Consider the following 15,349-nt stretch of genomic DNA (forward strand, 5'->3'; position numbering starts at 1 on the left):
ATGGCGGGGAGGCTGGCAGTCCAATCAAAGAAATCTTGCAGGAACCATTCGTTGTCAGCTATGCAATTTAAGCAATTGACAACATTTATGGATGGGTTTAACATATAAATTGCTCATAGGAAATTCCAAAAAAAGGCATGATCAGGTGAGGGAATATGGATGTCTGAGGCTGATTTTGAATACCAGGAGAAGATTAGAAGACTTGCTGTGAAGATTGTGAAGCATTACCGGGGGAAGGGCCCGGAGAACGTGAAGGTGAAGCTGGATAGCGAGTCACAGATCACAATTGAAATCAGGGGGATTCTCTCCAGTCTGTCGGAAATTCTGTTCAAGGAAGGTGCGGCTGATCTCGTAACGGAGTACTGGAAGGTGCTGAAGCCTTATTTAGAACGCGGTTTTATGGAGGAAATGATTGAGACGATAGGCTCCGGGTTTTCCTATTCTTGGCGACTTTGCAATTTGTATCATGAAGACAGGACGGTCATTATACAACTTAATAAATCGGTTTGATTAAAGAGAAAGGACCCTGGTCTCTTCGCTTTTTAATAAGCCCGTACACAGCATATGAAATAAGTATGCTTTGTATTGGCTTATTTTTTATTGCAATTATTGTGCAACAATTCACAAGGAGAGGTGAAATCGGATGGGAAATAAAGTATTGACTGTCTGCCCATATTGCGGCAGCGGCTGCCAGCTGTATTTGCTGGTCGAGAATGGACAGGTCGTGGGCGCAGAGCCTGCGGATGGGCGGACGAACGAGGGAAACCTCTGTCTGAAAGGTCACTACGGCTGGGATTTCCTGAATGATCCGCAGCTGCTGACCTCCCGCCTCCGCAAGCCAATGATCCGCAAAGAGGGAGTTCTTCAAGAGGTTACCTGGGAAGAGGCCATTCAGTTCACCGCAGAGAAGCTGACAGCGATCAAGGAGAAATACGGGCCGGATGCAATTATGGGTACAGGCTCGGCCAGAGGACCGGGGAATGAAGCAAACTATGTGATGCAAAAGTTCATGAGAGCGGCGATAGGGACGAATAATATTGACCACTGTGCCCGAGTCTGCCATGGACCATCCGTTGCGGGACTGACCTATTCGCTGGGAGACGGGGCCATGTCGAATTCTATCCCGGAAATTGAAGACACCGATCTGCTGCTGATTTTTGGATATAATGCTGCCGTTACCCATCCGATTGTGGCGAGAAGAATTGTAAAAGCCAAGCAGAAGGGGGCAACGCTGATCGTCGCTGACCCCCGGATGACCGAATCGGCACGGATTGCGGACACCTGGCTGCCGCTGAAGGGTGGCTCGAATATGGCGCTTGTGAACGCTTTTGGCCATGTGCTTGTGGAGGAGGAGCTATATGACAAGGATTATGTGTCTGATTTCGTAGAGGGGTTTGAAGAATACAAGGCGAATGTGCAGAAGTATACGCCCGAATATGCGGAGAGCATTACCGGTGTGCGGGCGGCTGATATCCGCAAGTCGATGCGTCAATATGCCAAATCCGATAAGGCGATGATCCTCTACGGCATGGGGGTGTGCCAGTTTGCCCAGGCGGTGGATGTGGTTAAGGGGCTGGCTTCACTGGCGCTTCTGACCGGTCATTTCGGGAGAGCGAGTGTCGGGATTGGTCCGGTGCGCGGTCAAAACAACGTGCAGGGCTCCTGTGATATGGGCGCACTGCCTAACGTCTATCCCGGCTATCAGTCCGTAGAGGACGCAAAGCTACGCAAGAAATTCGAGAAGGCCTGGGGCACATCTCTGCCGGATAAAACAGGCTATCGCCTGACAGAGGTACCGCACCTCATCCTGAAAGAACACAAGATTAAGGCCTATTACATTTTCGGAGAAGATCCGGTGCAGAGCGACCCGAATGCCGCCGAGCTGCGGGAGGCGCTGGATCAGCTGGAGCTGGTGATTGTCCAGGATATCTTCATGAACAAAACAGCGTTACATGCCGATGTGATTCTGCCCGCCACCTCCTGGGGGGAGCATGACGGTGTTTATTCCTCAGCAGACCGGGGATTCCAGCGCATCCGAAAAGCAATTGAGCCCCCTGGCGGGGTGAAACCGGACTGGCAGATCATCAGCGAAGTATCTACGGCCATGGGTTATCCAATGGCTTATAAGAATTCCGAGGAAATCTGGGATGAGATGAGGAAGTTGTGTCCGAGTTTTGCCGGAGCCAGCTACAGGAAGATGGAAACACAGGGTGATGTTCAATGGCCCTGTCCTTCCGAGGATCACCCGGGAACGCCTTATTTATACAAGGGGAACCGATTTACCACGCCGAACGGCAAAGGGCAGCTATTTGCATGTGAATGGAGAGCGCCGCTGGAGCAGCCGGATGTCGAATATCCCTTGACACTCTCCACCGTCCGCGAGGTTGGGCATTATTCGGTACGGACGATGACCGGCAATTGCCGTGCGCTCAGCCAGCTGTCTGATGAGCCCGGCAATATCCAGATCAGTCTGGAGGACGCGGCGGAATATGGCATTGAGAACGGCCAATTGGTACGCGTCATTTCCCGTCGGGGGAAAATCATGGCCAGGGCGCAGGTCAGCGGCCGGACCAAGCAAGGTGCTACTTACATGACCTATCATTTCTGGATCGGAGCCTGCAACGAGCTGACGGCTGACTATCTGGACCCTGTCTCCAAAACACCGGAATACAAATACTGTGCGGTCCGGGTCGAAGCGATCGCCGACCAGGCCAAGGCCGAGGCGCTCATCCGGAAGCAATACGCGGAGCTGAGAAAGCAGATGATGGTAGGGGCGATGAAGGAATGAACCACGTACACTCCAATTCGCTGGTCATTGCCGAAGCGGCCAAATGCATCGGCTGCAAGGCCTGTGAGCTGGCCTGCTTCGCGGTGCATAACCGTGACAACGGTGTAGGCTCCACTGTGGGTACAGTCACCATGCCGGTTGTACCCCGCTTGTATGTGATCCGAACAGACAGCTTCACGATGCCGGTTCAATGCCGGCAGTGCGAGAACGCCCCTTGTGCGGGAGCCTGCCCGGTCCAGGCTATCCGTCAGAAGGATGGAGTCATTGCCATCGACGCGGATGCCTGCATTGGCTGCAAGGCCTGTGCCTTGGCCTGCCCGTTCGGAGCGATCAGCCTATACAAAGCCTACAGCGGAGGTGCGGAGCTGCCGCAACCGCTGCTGCAGGAACGCCGTGACAGCAAGCTGCAGCGCAAAACCCGAATCATTGCCTACAAATGTGATCTCTGCAGGGATATCGAAATGCCCGGGGCTGCGGCCGGGGAGCTGGGGGCAAGCGGCAGAGATTCTTCAGTCACAGCTGTTCAAGGCCGCGAACCCTTCCCCGCTTGTGTTGCCGTCTGTCCGGAAGATGCGTTGAGGCTGGTCAAGGTGGGTTCGGGCAATCCACTTAGTCAGCACAGAGAAGGGATGACCTGCGATGTTATTCAGTGAACCCATCATTAAGATTGATCCTGAGCTGTGCACCGGCTGCCGCCGCTGTGCAGCAGTCTGTCCGGTGGATGCCATCATCGGCGAGCCGGGCAAGCCCCAGGAAGTGGATGCCCACCGCTGTGTGGTGTGCGGCCAGTGCGTGCAGATCTGCACCGTCTATGCTGCAGACAGCCTGGAGTCCGGGGATAACCTTAAGAATAAACGGCTTCAAAGAGGACAGCTCCCAAGTGTACGAGAGCCTTTGTTCGCGGCCTATTCCGCGGGTCAAGTGCCGGAGGTCAAGCGTGCGCTGGCCGATTCTGCACTTTATAAGGTGGTGCAATGCGCACCGGCTATCCGCGTCTCGCTGGCTGAGGAATTCGGCCTGCCCATGGGTACACTGACACCGGGCAAGATGGCTGCGGCGCTGCGGCATCTGAAGTTTGACCGGATTTATGATACGAATTTTGGTGCGGACGTAACCATTATGGAGGAGGGCACGGAGCTGATCGGAAGGGTCATGTCTGGAGAGCGGCTGCCCATGTTCACCTCCTGCTGCCCCGCCTGGGTCAAGCATGCGGAGACGGCAGCGCCGGAGCTGCTTGACCACTTGTCGAGCTGTAAGTCACCAATGCAAATGGTTGGTGCGCTGGTCAAAACCTACGGAGCGAAGCAGAACGGGGTAGATCCTGCAAAGATTTATAGTGTAGCGGTCATGCCCTGCACCTGCAAGGAATTTGAGTGCAGCCGCGAAGAAATGGAGGTTGACGGGCTCCGGGAGGTTGATGTGGTGATTACCACCCGGGAACTGGCACAGCTGATTAAGGATGCGGGAATTGATTTTGTGAATCTGCCGGATGAGCCGTTCGATTCGCCGCTGGGCATATATTCCGGGGCAGGCTCGATATTCGGCGTTACCGGCGGGGTGATGGAAGCGGCCATCCGTACCGGCTATGAGCTGGTGACGCACGAGACGATCCCGAATCTGCAGCTGGATTTTGTCAGGGGTGAAGAAGGGCTTCGTACGGCAACGGCTCAGCTTGGCGATCTGGAGCTGAGGGTTGCCGTGGTCGCCGGTTTGAAATATGTGTCTGAAATTCTGAAACAGGTGAAGGAAGGCACCTCCCCTTATCATTTTATTGAAGTGATGGGCTGCCCAGAAGGCTGTGTCAGCGGCGGCGGACAACCCAAGCTGCTGCTGGAAACATTGCGCAAGAAAGCCTATCAGGCCAGAAAAAGCTCGGTCTACCGCCATGATTCCCATCAGCAGGTGCGAAAATCACATGAGAATCCGGCCATTATTAAGCTGTACAAGGATTTCCTGGGTGAGCCGCTGGGCCATGTATCTCATCACCTGTTGCATACGACGTTTCATTCCAGGGAGAAAATGTCACCAAACCAAGCACTAGGTGTGAAGGAGGACTAATATGAACAGTTTTGTCATTGCCGATCCCGGACTCTGCATTGGCTGCCATACTTGTGAAGTGGCCTGTGTGGCTGCCCATTCCGCAAATAATATGTTCCTGCAGCAGGAAGAGAATCCGGACTTTTATCCCCGTCTGAGGGTAACGGAAACCGATCAGGTCACCGCCCCGGTGCAGTGCCGCCATTGCGAGGATGCTCCATGCGCCAATGTGTGTCCCAATGGTTCAATAACGAATAATAGTAGTAGTATCTCGATCAACCAGGATACCTGTATCGGCTGCAAGACTTGCATGCTGGTCTGTCCTTACGGGGCCATTGCCATGGTTCCGGCGTCCCGGGACGGACAGCGGCAGATCCAGGCCGGACTGCGCTCGAACGCGAGCGGAGTCTGGGCGCGGAAGGAGCGGCTGGTTGCCAGTAAATGTGATCTGTGCGATGAGAGTGGCAACGGTCCGGAATGCGTGCGGATTTGTCCCACACATGCGCTTCAGCTGGTGGTCCCCGGGAATGTGACGGAGAGCATCGCTGCCAAAAGAACAGCCAGTGCGCAGACACTGCAGCAGTTCGGCGGACTCATCCGGTTCTGAAATCATTTACCCTAGAAAGCATGGTGAATATCTTGTCTAATGCCTTGGCCGATTCCTTTGGCCGAATACACAATTATGTGCGCATCTCAGTAACGGACCGCTGCAATCTATCCTGTGAGTACTGTAAACCGGACCAGGCAGCCGCAGCTTCTTCACCGCAGCCGCTCACTTTTGACGAAATCAGTTCAGTGGTAGCTGTGCTTGCGGATATGGGCGTCACTAAGGTACGGCTTACCGGTGGCGAACCGCTGCTGCGGCCACGGATCGAGGAGCTGGTGGCCCGTCTTCATGATATAGGCGGCATTGAACGCATAGGGCTCACAACCAACGGAATGCTGCTGGCTTCCAAGGCAAGAGCGCTGCGCGGAGCCGGCTTGACCGACGTCAATATCAGTCTGGATTCCCTTCAGCCGGAACGCTTTGCAAGGATTACCGGGGGAGGGGATGTCGGCCGGGTGCTCCATGCCATTAGCGCCAGCCTGGAAGCCGGTATTGAACGCGTGAAGGTTAATGTGGTCTTAATGCACGGGGTAAATGACGATGAAATCGAATCCTTTCTGCAGATGACCAACAAATATCCGCTGGACATCCGGTTCATTGAATATATGCCGATCGGCCGGAAGAATGAAGGCTGGAAAGCGGGATATATGCCGCTCAGCGGGATTCTGGATCGCTGTTCCAGAGCGGGCTGGGCTTATGATGCGGTGCCGCCTGAAGCCGCGAACGGGTCCTCCCTTGAACATGGTTTATCTACAAGCGCAACAGATTCGGGGCCGGCCCGTTATTACCGGATTGCTGGAGCAGCAGGGAAATTCGGATTGATTGACCCGGTCAGCAAGCATTTCTGCATGACCTGCAACCGGCTGCGCATCACCTCCAGCGGCCATGTCAAACCGTGCCTCTTCTGGAATGACGAATGGAATGTAAGACCTTACATCGGGAAGGATGAACTCTTGAAGCAATTGTTCCTGCGGTCGCTTGAGAACAAGCCGGTGCGGCATGAAATGCTCGGGGGGCTTAAGGCGGATGGTTCATACCATCCGCTGCAGGAGAGTACGATCCGCCAGATGTCACAGATTGGCGGGTGAAGCAGGGATGACGGATCATACGGCTTACCGTATTGAGAGTGATTCACTTGGCAGCCTGTCCGTTCCGCAGGATGCCTATTATGGGATTCATACCGCGCGGGCGAAGGATAATTTCAGGGCCGGAGGCCGTCCGGCGAACCTCTTGCTGCTGCTGGCGATCGTTCGGGTCAAACAGGCGGCAGCGGAGGTGAACGGGCGAATCCATGCCTTGCCGCAGAAGAAGGCACAGGCCATTCTTGAGGCCTGCAGGGAGATTCTGGAGGGCCGGCTGGATGCACATTTGATCGTCGATGCCTATCAAGGGGGAGCGGGGACCAGCAGCAATATGAATGTGAACGAGGTTATTGCTAACCGTTCGATTGAGCTGCTGGGCGGGGTGAAGGGCGATTATAGCATCATCCATCCGATTGATGATGTGAACCTCCATCAATCGACGAATGACGTCTATCCAACAGCGCTGCGCATTGCTGTCATTCCGCTTCTGCGGCAGCTGTCGGAAGAGCTGGCTGCACTCCAGGAAGCATTCCAGGCGAAGGAACGTGAGTATGCGGACCTGCTGAGACTTGGGCGGACTCAGCTGATGGATGCACTGCCCATCCTGGCCGGGCAATCCTTCGGCGCCTGCGCCAAGGCAACTGCGCGCGACCGCTGGCGGCTGTACAAGTCAGAGGAGCGGCTGAGGGAGATTAACATCGGGGGAACGGCTGTGGGTACAGGAATGAATGCGCCGCTTGATTACATTTATGCCATGGCTGATGTACTGCGTGAGCTCACGGGACTGGGTCTTTACCGCAGTGATTTCCCGATGGATACGACGCAGAATATGGATGTGTTCGTGGAAGTGTCGGGCCTGCTTAAGGCCGCAGCGGTGAATCTGCTGAAGATCTCCAGTGATTTTCGGCTGCTGTCCTCCGGTCCAGCCGGAGGAATAGGGGAATATATTCTGCCGGCGGTGCAGGCGGGGTCTTCCATCATGCCCGGGAAGGTGAATCCAGTGATTGCCGAAATGCTAGGCTCCGTGGCAATGCGGGTGATCGCTAATGATACGGCTGTGACTTTGGCAGCCGCAAGCGGTCAACTGGAGCTGAACGCGTTTACCCCTGTGCTGGCTGAGGCCCTGCTGGAATCCCTGGAGCTCCTGCTTCGCGGCGTTCCACTGTTCCGGGAACGCTGTCTCAGCAGCCTCACACTGGATGAAGCCCGCTGCCGGGAGCATGTGGAGCGTTCAGGGGTGATGGCTGCAGCAACAATAGCTTATCTTGGCTATGACACCGCTTCCGAGCTTGCCAAGGCAGCGGCTGCTTCCGGGCGTCCCCTGGAACAGCTTCTGCTGGAGGGCGGATGGATGACCGGGAAGCAGATTCATAAGGTGCTGCATCCGCTGGAAGTGACCAAGCCAGGGATACCCGGCCGGTCACAGTGGACAGTTCGGAATATGGAAGGAGGCTTAAGCCAGGATGAGCTTGAATGATACTCCGCGAGGAGAAAGACCGCATATCGCCGTATTCGGCAGCCGCAATGCCGGAAAATCAAGTCTGATTAATGCGATTTGCGGACAGGCGGTGTCCATCGTATCTCCGGTAAGCGGGACTACGACCGACCCGGTGTACCAGCCCATGGAGCTGCTGCCGGCGGGTCCGGTTGTACTGATTGACACTGCAGGACTCGACGACACCGGTGAGCTTGGAGAGCAGCGAATCCGCAAAACGCTCGATATTTTGAAGAAAACGGATTTGGCGTTCCTGGTGGTAGACGCAGCAGCCGGAGCTGGAGACTTCGAGCGTGAGCTGCTGAGGACTCTGGGAGCAGCAGGAACGAATGTAATGGTTGTTCTGAATAAAATTGACTTGATTACAGCTGATCCGCAGACGCTTGAAGAGCAGTGCAGTCAAATAGCTGCGCGTCTCGGAACTGGTGCTTCTATCCCTCTGATGCCGGTCAGCACCCTAAGCGGCAGTGGAATTGATGCTCTGAAGAAGACGGCAGCTGCGGTGCTGGCCAAGGAGGAAGAACGCTTCCGGCTGGTAGGGGATCTGCTGAAGCCGGGCGATGTGGCGGTATTGGTGGTTCCCATTGACAAGGCTGCCCCGAAGGGCCGTCTGATTCTGCCTCAGCAGCAGACGATCCGGGATATTATGGAATGTGATGGGGTGGCTGTGGTGACCAAGGAACAGGAGCTGGCGCACACGCTGGCCCAGCTGAACCGCAAGCCGCGCATCGTCATTACAGATTCACAGGTGTTTCTGAAGGTGGAGGCAGATACACCGCGGGATGTGCCGCTTACGTCATTCTCCATTCTGTTCGCCCGGTATAAAGGGGATCTTCCCCGGCTGGTCAGCGGATTGCGCTCCATCACGAGACTGAAAGACGGGGATCGGGTGCTGATTGCTGAAGCCTGCACGCACCACCGCCAGTCCGATGATATCGGCTCAGTCAAGATTCCCCGTTGGCTGCGGGAGATTACCGGCAGGCAGCTGATCATCGATAATGCTGCAGGGAGTGAATTCCTCGCGAATTTGGAGCAATACTCGCTGATTATCCACTGCGGTGCCTGCATGCTTAACCGAAGAGCGATGCTGAGGAGACTGGATGAAGCAGAATTAGCCGGTGTACCGATTGTCAATTATGGCATGTTTATTGCCTATGTTCAGGGTGTATTTCCGAGGGCAATCGAAATGTTCCCGTCGGCTATGCTGGCCTGGGAGAATGGTACCGGAAGCCCTGCCCCAGTAGTCCCGGCTCAGTACTCAGTAACCCAGTAACCCATATAAATAACCCAGCACCCCCAAAAGGTCCCGTTCGTGGAATTTTCCTCGACGGGATCTTTTGAGGGTGCTGAGATTTGCAGCTGCAGACTTGCGCTATGTCGCTGTCCAACATCTGTGTTAGAAGCGCAGATCCCGTTCGCCAGCATGAATTCGCTCTAGATGCTCCCGGGTGGCCTTTCTGACCCCCTCCCGCGGAATCCGATCCAGATTCTCGCGGATCGTCTGCTCGCCAATCGCGCGCATTTCGTCATCGGCATAGTCGAGCAGGTATTCCTGAAAGGTCATCAGTGAATTCGGCTGACAGACATTGTGAATCTGGCCCGATTTGGCCAGCTGCATGAAGCGGTCGCCTGTGCGTCCTTCCCTGTAGCAGGCAGTGCAGTAGCTGGGAACATAACCGTCCTTGCACAGGTTTTTGATAATTTCCATCGGTGAACGGTGATCGCCGACAGTGAACTGTGGTGTATCCTCCTTGTTCTTGTTGACGCTATAGGCTCCCACCCCGGTGGCAGAACCCGCGCTGATCTGCGAAATACCGAGCTTGATGATCTGATCTCGGAACTCCGAATCCTCACGCGTAGAGAGAATCATTCCTGTATAGGGAACGGCCATTCTCAGCACGGCAACAATTCGGGCGAAATCACTATCGCTGACCAGATAGGGGTAATTGTCCAGGTTCACATTCTCGGCTGCACGGAGGCGGGGGACAGAGATTGTGTGCGGTCCGCAGCCGAAGGCCTGCTCCAGATGCTCTGCATGCTTCAGCATGGCAATGGTCTCATACTTGTGGTCGTAAAGGCCATACAGCACACCAATGCCAACATCATCAATACCTGCGCGCATAGCCCGGTCCATGGCCGTTGTGTGCCAGTCATAATCATTTTTAGGGCCTTCAGGATGATAATACCGGTAGCTGGGGCGATGATACGTCTCCTGAAACAGGATATAGGTGCCGATTGCGGCTTCTGCCAGTCTACGGTAATCCTCCTCGGTAGTGGCGGCAATATTGACGTTAATCCGCCGAATGCTGCCGTTGTCGAGCTTAGTGTCGTAGATGGTTCGTATGCAATCAATAATATAGTCGATGGAGCAGTTGCGAGAATCCTCACCGGCCTCAAGTACCAGCCTTTTATGTCCGAGCGATTGCAGCACCTTGACCTCTTCAACAATTTCGGCTGCATTCAGACGGCTCCGTTCAAACTCCGAGTTGGAATGCTTGTACCCGCAGTATACACAATTATTCACACAATAGTTGCTGACATACAGCGGCGCAAAAAGGACGATCCGGTTGCCGTAGATCTGCTCCTTGATGCCCCGTGATACCTGATACAGCTGCTCCAGCGTTTCCTTGTCCTCCACATTGAGAAGTACTGCAGCTTCCCGGGAGCTTAGCCCTTTGCAGGCTTTTGCTTTTTCCAGTATTGCGGCTATAATCTGCGAATCAGCAGCAGCTTCCGACCCATACTGTAAAGCTTCCAGAATCTCATCATCTTGAATAAAATCGGCCGGCTGGCGTTCATTTAGCTTGCTCACTCATATCCACTTCTTTCTGGATTGTTTTAATGATCAGGGCGTCTAGTGTTCCTGTAGAGAGCGGGAGAGATGCTTCAAGCTGTCGCCGCGTCCCATATCGACATGGAAACCGGCAGACTTCACCCGCTGCTCCAGGCAGAATCTGCATTGGGCGGATTCGTCACCCGTACAGATTTTGTTGTTGTAGAGCATATATTTGGCACGGACGGCCATAGGTGAGAGATTGGGCATCAAAACATTTGCCCCTGCCTGCAGCGCCCGCTCGCGTCCGTTAGGATGGGCGGTGCCCATCGCGGTAGTCGCTGGAATCAGGGCATCCGGCACCATCAGCCGGGCAAGAGCAATCATATCCAGAGTGTCCTCTACGGTTCCCGGCAGCTCGTCCTTCAATGGCGTGTCCCGATGTGGTAAAAAAGGGCCGATACCGATCATGTCCGGCTGCAGCTGCTGCAAATATAAGAGGTCCTCCGCTAAATCGGCAGCCGTCTGATCAGGCAGTCCGACCATGAATCCCGCTCCAACCTGATAGCCGATTCTCTGCAACGCGTTCAAGCGGTCCTGGCGGTTCTCATACTCCATTGTAGGATGGAAGGAGCGGTACAGGTTGGCAGACGCTGTTTCATGACGCAGCAAAAAACGGTCTGCACCTGCTGCGTACAGCCTTGAGTAACACTCATCATCCCGCTCGCCAATCGAAAGCGTCAGAGCAGCATCCGGGAACAGCTGTTTGACCGCCGCGATCAGAAGCACTAGCTTTTCTGTGGTATACCAGTCATCTTCACCGCTCTGCAGCACGAAGGTTCGGTAGCCCAAGGCATAGCCCTCACGGCAGCAATTCAGAATCTCTTCCGGCAGCAGACGGTAGCGGCTTAAGGACTTGTTACCCGAGCGCAGGCCGCAGTAAAGACAGTTTTGTTTGCATATATTCGAGAATTCGATTAGACCGCGCAAGTAAACAGCTCTTCCGTAGGTTCTTATTCTAGCCGCATGGGCCAGATCATACAGTTGCCTTCGGAGATCTCCGCCAAGATGGCTGAGCAGGTCTACCAGTTCCTGCTTATCCAACGATCCACCAGACGCTAATTGTTCCAATAACGGGTACGTTGAGCATCCCTCCCCCGGTCCATTCGTGATCACCATGCGCCGCACATGACTTGAAAATATTGTAACAAAAGTAAATTTACAGTACAGTGAGTTTTATGCTTGAAATTGCATGATTTATAAGTTCATTTCCAGTTTGCTTAAGTCGCTGATCCGCTCGGGATGCGTATACACATTGCAGGAATTTTGCCGGATAAAGCCTACCGCTGTGATTCCAAGCTGCTCCGCCAGCTCCACAGCCAGTCCCGTGGGAGCGGACTTGGACAGAATGATCTCGCAGCCGATTTTGGCTGCCTTGAGCAGGATCTCCGAGGAAATACGGCCGCTGAAGACGATGATTTTATTTCCGGGGTCAATTCCTGTTTTGAGACAGTGCCCGTAAATTTTATCCAGCGCATTATGGCGGCCGATATCACTGCGGGCCAGCAGGATTCCTTCAGCATCACAGAGTGCGGCACAGTGCACGCCTCCTGTCCGGTGGAACAAATCTGCACTGGTGAGTACTTCATCCATCAGGCGAAAACAATCTCTGAAAGTCAGTGTAATATGAACGCCGGGTTTGCTTTTAGCCGTACGGGCATCATTCACATAGACAAAGCCATGCCGGCTGGACCCGCAGCAGGAGGTGACATAACGTTTGGCGAACAGCTGTCGGTGGAGCGGATTCCAGCGGTCCGTAGTCACATGCACATAGCCTTCCTCTTCCTGCGTCCACAGCTGCTGAATATCCTGAATTCCCCGGATCATGCCTTCCGAAGCCAAATAACCGACAACCATATCCTCGATATATTCTGGTGTGCAGACCAGGGTAACAAATTCCTCGCCGTTGATTTTGACCGTTACCGGATGCTCTGTCACAATAGTATCTTCTTCCCGGGTGAGCCTGCCGCTGCGGTAGCGGATGATGCTTCCATGCTGCTCCGATGGCTGTTCCATTGTCATCCTCCATATATATTTAATTTTAATAATATAAAAAATAACTTAAAATGTTAAAAATTACTATATCGCTCTATCCTACTACAACACTTTTCCAAAATCCTGTCAATTTCAGATTTCACATTCAATGGATTTATGTTAATTGTTCACTTGCTGCAAGCAGGATTTCCGGGGGTTCGCCGCTTTCCCGACAGCTTGTGGACCAGCCTTCCTCTTGCTTTGTATACTGAAGGACAAGAAAAGGGGGTTCCCTGGCGCTGCCCTCTGATATACTATTAAGAAATAACTTGTACAACTAGAGAGAAGGGTGAAAGCATAAATGGCCAGCTTATTGGAGATTTTGCGCAAAGAAGTCGTACCGGCCGAAGGCTGTACCGAGCCGATTGCGGTTGCATATGCTGTCTCCTTGGCGGCAGAGCTTCTTGAGGAAGATATCACGGCAATCCGGCTGCAGCTCAGCGGGAATATCATTAAGAACGCGATGGGTGTGGGCATTCCCGGTACAGGTCAGACCGGACTCCCGATCGCAGCAGCACTCGGAGCGGTGGTGGGCCGTTCCCACAAAAAGCTCGAGATCTTGTCAGGCCTGAATCCGGCCGAATTGAAGCTGGCTAATGATCTGCTAGAACGGGGACTCCTTGAAGTAGAGCTGAAGGTTACACCTGAGAAGTTGTATATTGAAGCCCAGGTATATTCGCGGAACCATATGGCGACTGCCATTATTGCCGGAGAACATACTCATATAGATTTTCTGGCACTGGATGGGGAGAAAATCACACCGGCCAAGTCCAAGGCAGATTGCGGCAAACCCGGACGGTCGGATTCCGAGACGTATGCGGGTTCTGTTGAAGGCATCTTTGAGTTTGTCCGCAACGTTCCTTTCCAGGATATCCATTTTCTTCTGGAAGGAGCCAGAATGAACAAAGCTATATCCGATGAAGGATTGCGCGGGGATTACGGCTTGCAGGTGGGCAAGAAAATGAGCCAGCAATCGGCGGTGAACTTGTTCGGCAATGATGTGGCAAGCAAAATCATCGCCGCGACGGCTGCCGCCTCCGATGCGAGGATGGACGGCAGCGCAATGCCGGTAATGACTACGGCAGGCAGCGGTAACCAGGGCATCGCCTGCACGCTTCCTGTGATTGCTTTGGCAGAGCTGCTGGGCAAGGATGAGGAAATGCTGGCCCGGGCGCTTGCGCTGAGCAATCTGGTTACTGTCCATATTAAGCATTACATCGGGCGGCTATCGCCGCTATGCGGTTCAGGGATTGCCGGCGGAGTAGGAGCGAACAGCGGAATTCTCTATCTTATGGGCGGAAGTCTTGCCCAGATTAAGTTTGGGATACAGAATACCATCGCGTCTCTTTCAGGCATGATCTGCGATGGGGCCAAATCAACCTGTGCGCTCAAAATCTCCACCTCTACCAATGCGGCTATTCAGGCAGCTACGCTGGCAATGAACAACATTGGGCCAACGACGAAGGATGGGGTTATCTTTGAAGAGGTGGAAGACACGATCCGCAACATGGAGCGTCTGGTTCAGGAAGGCCTTGCGGATACCGATGCTACAATCTTGAACATCATGCTCTCCAAAGGCGGAGTGCTGTAGCTGTATAATTTACAATCCATACCATCCCCGAATAAAACATACGTTTTCATACTTAAATACAAAACCGCCCGGTTCCCTGCGCAGTAAACACAGGGGACCGGGCGGTCTTTTTAATACAATACCTCGATATTCTCTTCGGCAAGCCGCTTCAGCCAAGGATCTGCAGGTCTGCGGTCCGTAATCAGCACATCTATACTGCCAAGTGCAACCAGCCTTGTGAAGGCGGTTTTGTCAAACTTGGTATGGTCGGCAAGCAGCACAACCCTTTCCGCCTGACGGAGCATGTGTTTCTTCAACTCACACTCGGGTTCATTGGAATCGGTAATTCCCCGCTCCATATCAATGCCTTTGCAGCTAATGACTGCGGTATCCACATTATAGCGCTGGATGGTATCATGGGCGACCGGCCCGACCAGCGATAGTGAACGGTGGCGCAGTGAACCGCCGGAGGAAATGATATTCAGGCCGGAGTTCGCGAACTCATGCAGAATATTAATGGAATTGGTGATGATCGTCAGATTGTTTTTGTTGCCCAGCAGCTTCAGAAATTCAAAAGAGGTAGAGCTGGGGTCGACCATCAATGTATCCCCATCATTAATCAGGTCCAGCGCTTTAAGCGCAATATTTCGTTTGATATCGGTGTTGAGCGCATTGCGCGTCACAAAAGGCAGGTCCTCATTCGTATGCCTGTTCAGCATTGCACCGCCATAAGTCCGGCTTAGAATGCCGTCTTTCTCCAGCTTTTCCAGGTCCCTGCGGATCGTTTCCTCGGTTACCTCGAACATCCGGCTGAGATCGGAGACGAGGACCCGTTTATCCTGATGTACAAGATCTATGATTTTCTTGCGTCTTTCGGCAGCCAGCATATGTATCCCCTTTCCG

Annotated in this window: 13 protein-coding genes; 9 read left to right on the plus strand and 4 right to left on the minus strand. The window is 53.8% G+C overall.

From position 1 onward, the window contains the following. Positions 1-159 precede the first annotated feature (159 nt). The 8 genes from A3844_RS08045 to hydF all read left to right on the plus strand — a co-directional run bounded on the left by A3844_RS08045 (position 160) and on the right by hydF (position 9,282). Positions 160-510, plus strand: coding sequence for a Na-translocating system protein MpsC family protein (locus A3844_RS08045; RefSeq protein WP_074086167.1), 351 nt, complete (start codon positions 160-162; stop codon positions 508-510). A 133-nt stretch (positions 511-643) separates the two neighbouring features. After that, positions 644-2,788 carry a formate dehydrogenase subunit alpha gene (gene fdhF / locus A3844_RS08050; RefSeq protein ID WP_074107118.1) on the plus strand — a complete coding sequence of 715 codons (2,145 nt, stop codon included), beginning with the start codon at positions 644-646 and terminating at the stop codon, positions 2,786-2,788. Then, on the plus strand, positions 2,785-3,441 hold the full coding sequence (locus A3844_RS08055) for a 4Fe-4S dicluster domain-containing protein (protein WP_074107119.1): 657 nt from the start codon (positions 2,785-2,787) through the stop codon (positions 3,439-3,441). The genes fdhF and A3844_RS08055 overlap by 4 nt, the downstream gene beginning before the upstream one ends. Further along, complete coding sequence (locus A3844_RS08060; RefSeq protein ID WP_074107120.1) at positions 3,428-4,846, plus strand: [FeFe] hydrogenase, group A; 1,419 nt, start codon at positions 3,428-3,430, stop codon at positions 4,844-4,846. The genes A3844_RS08055 and A3844_RS08060 overlap by 14 nt, the downstream gene beginning before the upstream one ends. Before the next feature lies 1 nt (position 4,847). Continuing rightward, positions 4,848-5,432, plus strand: a complete 585-nt coding sequence (locus A3844_RS08065) for a 4Fe-4S dicluster domain-containing protein (RefSeq protein ID WP_074086171.1) — start codon at positions 4,848-4,850, stop codon at positions 5,430-5,432. Between the two features lie 23 nt (positions 5,433-5,455). Then, positions 5,456-6,520: a GTP 3',8-cyclase MoaA gene (gene moaA / locus A3844_RS08070; RefSeq protein WP_341864884.1), complete on the plus strand. Its 1,065-nt coding sequence runs from the start codon at positions 5,456-5,458 to the stop codon at positions 6,518-6,520. A gap of 7 nt (positions 6,521-6,527) precedes the next feature. Further along, the gene (locus A3844_RS08075) at positions 6,528-7,991 is read left to right on the plus strand and encodes an aspartate ammonia-lyase (protein ID WP_074107172.1); all 1,464 of its coding nucleotides are present in this window, start codon (positions 6,528-6,530) and stop codon (positions 7,989-7,991) included. Beyond that, entirely contained in the window at positions 7,978-9,282 is a 1,305-nt protein-coding gene (gene hydF, locus A3844_RS08080; RefSeq protein ID WP_074103200.1) for a [FeFe] hydrogenase H-cluster maturation GTPase HydF, read from the plus strand. Before A3844_RS08075 ends, hydF begins: the two co-directional genes overlap by 14 nt. Before the next feature lie 123 nt (positions 9,283-9,405). Here hydF and hydG read toward each other — a convergent pair whose 3' ends face one another. The 3 genes from hydG to fdhD form a co-directional block, all read right to left on the minus strand. Next, the gene (gene hydG / locus A3844_RS08085) at positions 9,406-10,821 is read right to left on the minus strand and encodes a [FeFe] hydrogenase H-cluster radical SAM maturase HydG (RefSeq protein ID WP_074107122.1); all 1,416 of its coding nucleotides are present in this window, start codon (positions 10,819-10,821) and stop codon (positions 9,406-9,408) included. Positions 10,822-10,863: 42 nt separating this feature from the next. Beyond that, positions 10,864-11,961: a [FeFe] hydrogenase H-cluster radical SAM maturase HydE gene (hydE, locus tag A3844_RS08090; RefSeq protein ID WP_083606759.1), complete on the minus strand. Its 1,098-nt coding sequence runs from the start codon at positions 11,959-11,961 to the stop codon at positions 10,864-10,866. Positions 11,962-12,039: 78 nt separating this feature from the next. Then, entirely contained in the window at positions 12,040-12,858 is an 819-nt protein-coding gene (fdhD, locus tag A3844_RS08095) for a formate dehydrogenase accessory sulfurtransferase FdhD (RefSeq protein ID WP_074103203.1), read from the minus strand. 319 nt (positions 12,859-13,177) lie between these two features. Between fdhD and A3844_RS08100 the strand changes: the two genes are divergently transcribed. Beyond that, a complete protein-coding gene (locus A3844_RS08100; protein WP_074102824.1) occupies positions 13,178-14,467 on the plus strand; it encodes an L-cysteine desulfidase family protein in 1,290 nt (429 codons plus the stop codon). 110 nt (positions 14,468-14,577) lie between these two features. Here A3844_RS08100 and A3844_RS08105 read toward each other — a convergent pair whose 3' ends face one another. Then, complete coding sequence (locus tag A3844_RS08105) at positions 14,578-15,333, minus strand: DeoR/GlpR family DNA-binding transcription regulator (RefSeq protein WP_074086178.1); 756 nt, start codon at positions 15,331-15,333, stop codon at positions 14,578-14,580. Between the last annotated feature and the right edge of the window lie 16 nt (positions 15,334-15,349).

This window comes from Paenibacillus helianthi, assembly GCF_001909055.1.
GTDB lineage: Bacteria > Bacillota > Bacilli > Paenibacillales > Paenibacillaceae > Paenibacillus_AQ > Paenibacillus_AQ helianthi.

What these genes read in the sequence shown, in the direction of transcription:
- A3844_RS08065 (WP_074086171.1), top strand. Translation starts at nt 4,848, where the DNA reads ATGAACAGTTTTGTCATTGCCGATCCCGGACTCTGCATTGGCTGCCAT.
- A3844_RS08105 (WP_074086178.1), bottom strand. Translation starts at nt 15,333, where the DNA reads ATGCTGGCTGCCGAAAGACGCAAGAAAATCATAGATCTTGTACATCAG.
- fdhF (WP_074107118.1), top strand. Translation starts at nt 644, where the DNA reads ATGGGAAATAAAGTATTGACTGTCTGCCCATATTGCGGCAGCGGCTGC.
- fdhD (WP_074103203.1), bottom strand. Translation starts at nt 12,858, where the DNA reads ATGGAACAGCCATCGGAGCAGCATGGAAGCATCATCCGCTACCGCAGC.
- A3844_RS08055 (WP_074107119.1), top strand. Translation starts at nt 2,785, where the DNA reads ATGAACCACGTACACTCCAATTCGCTGGTCATTGCCGAAGCGGCCAAA.
- hydE (WP_083606759.1), bottom strand. Translation starts at nt 11,961, where the DNA reads ATGGTGATCACGAATGGACCGGGGGAGGGATGCTCAACGTACCCGTTA.
- A3844_RS08075 (WP_074107172.1), top strand. Translation starts at nt 6,528, where the DNA reads ATGACGGATCATACGGCTTACCGTATTGAGAGTGATTCACTTGGCAGC.
- A3844_RS08045 (WP_074086167.1), top strand. Translation starts at nt 160, where the DNA reads ATGTCTGAGGCTGATTTTGAATACCAGGAGAAGATTAGAAGACTTGCT.
- A3844_RS08100 (WP_074102824.1), top strand. Translation starts at nt 13,178, where the DNA reads ATGGCCAGCTTATTGGAGATTTTGCGCAAAGAAGTCGTACCGGCCGAA.
- A3844_RS08060 (WP_074107120.1), top strand. Translation starts at nt 3,428, where the DNA reads ATGTTATTCAGTGAACCCATCATTAAGATTGATCCTGAGCTGTGCACC.
- hydF (WP_074103200.1), top strand. Translation starts at nt 7,978, where the DNA reads ATGAGCTTGAATGATACTCCGCGAGGAGAAAGACCGCATATCGCCGTA.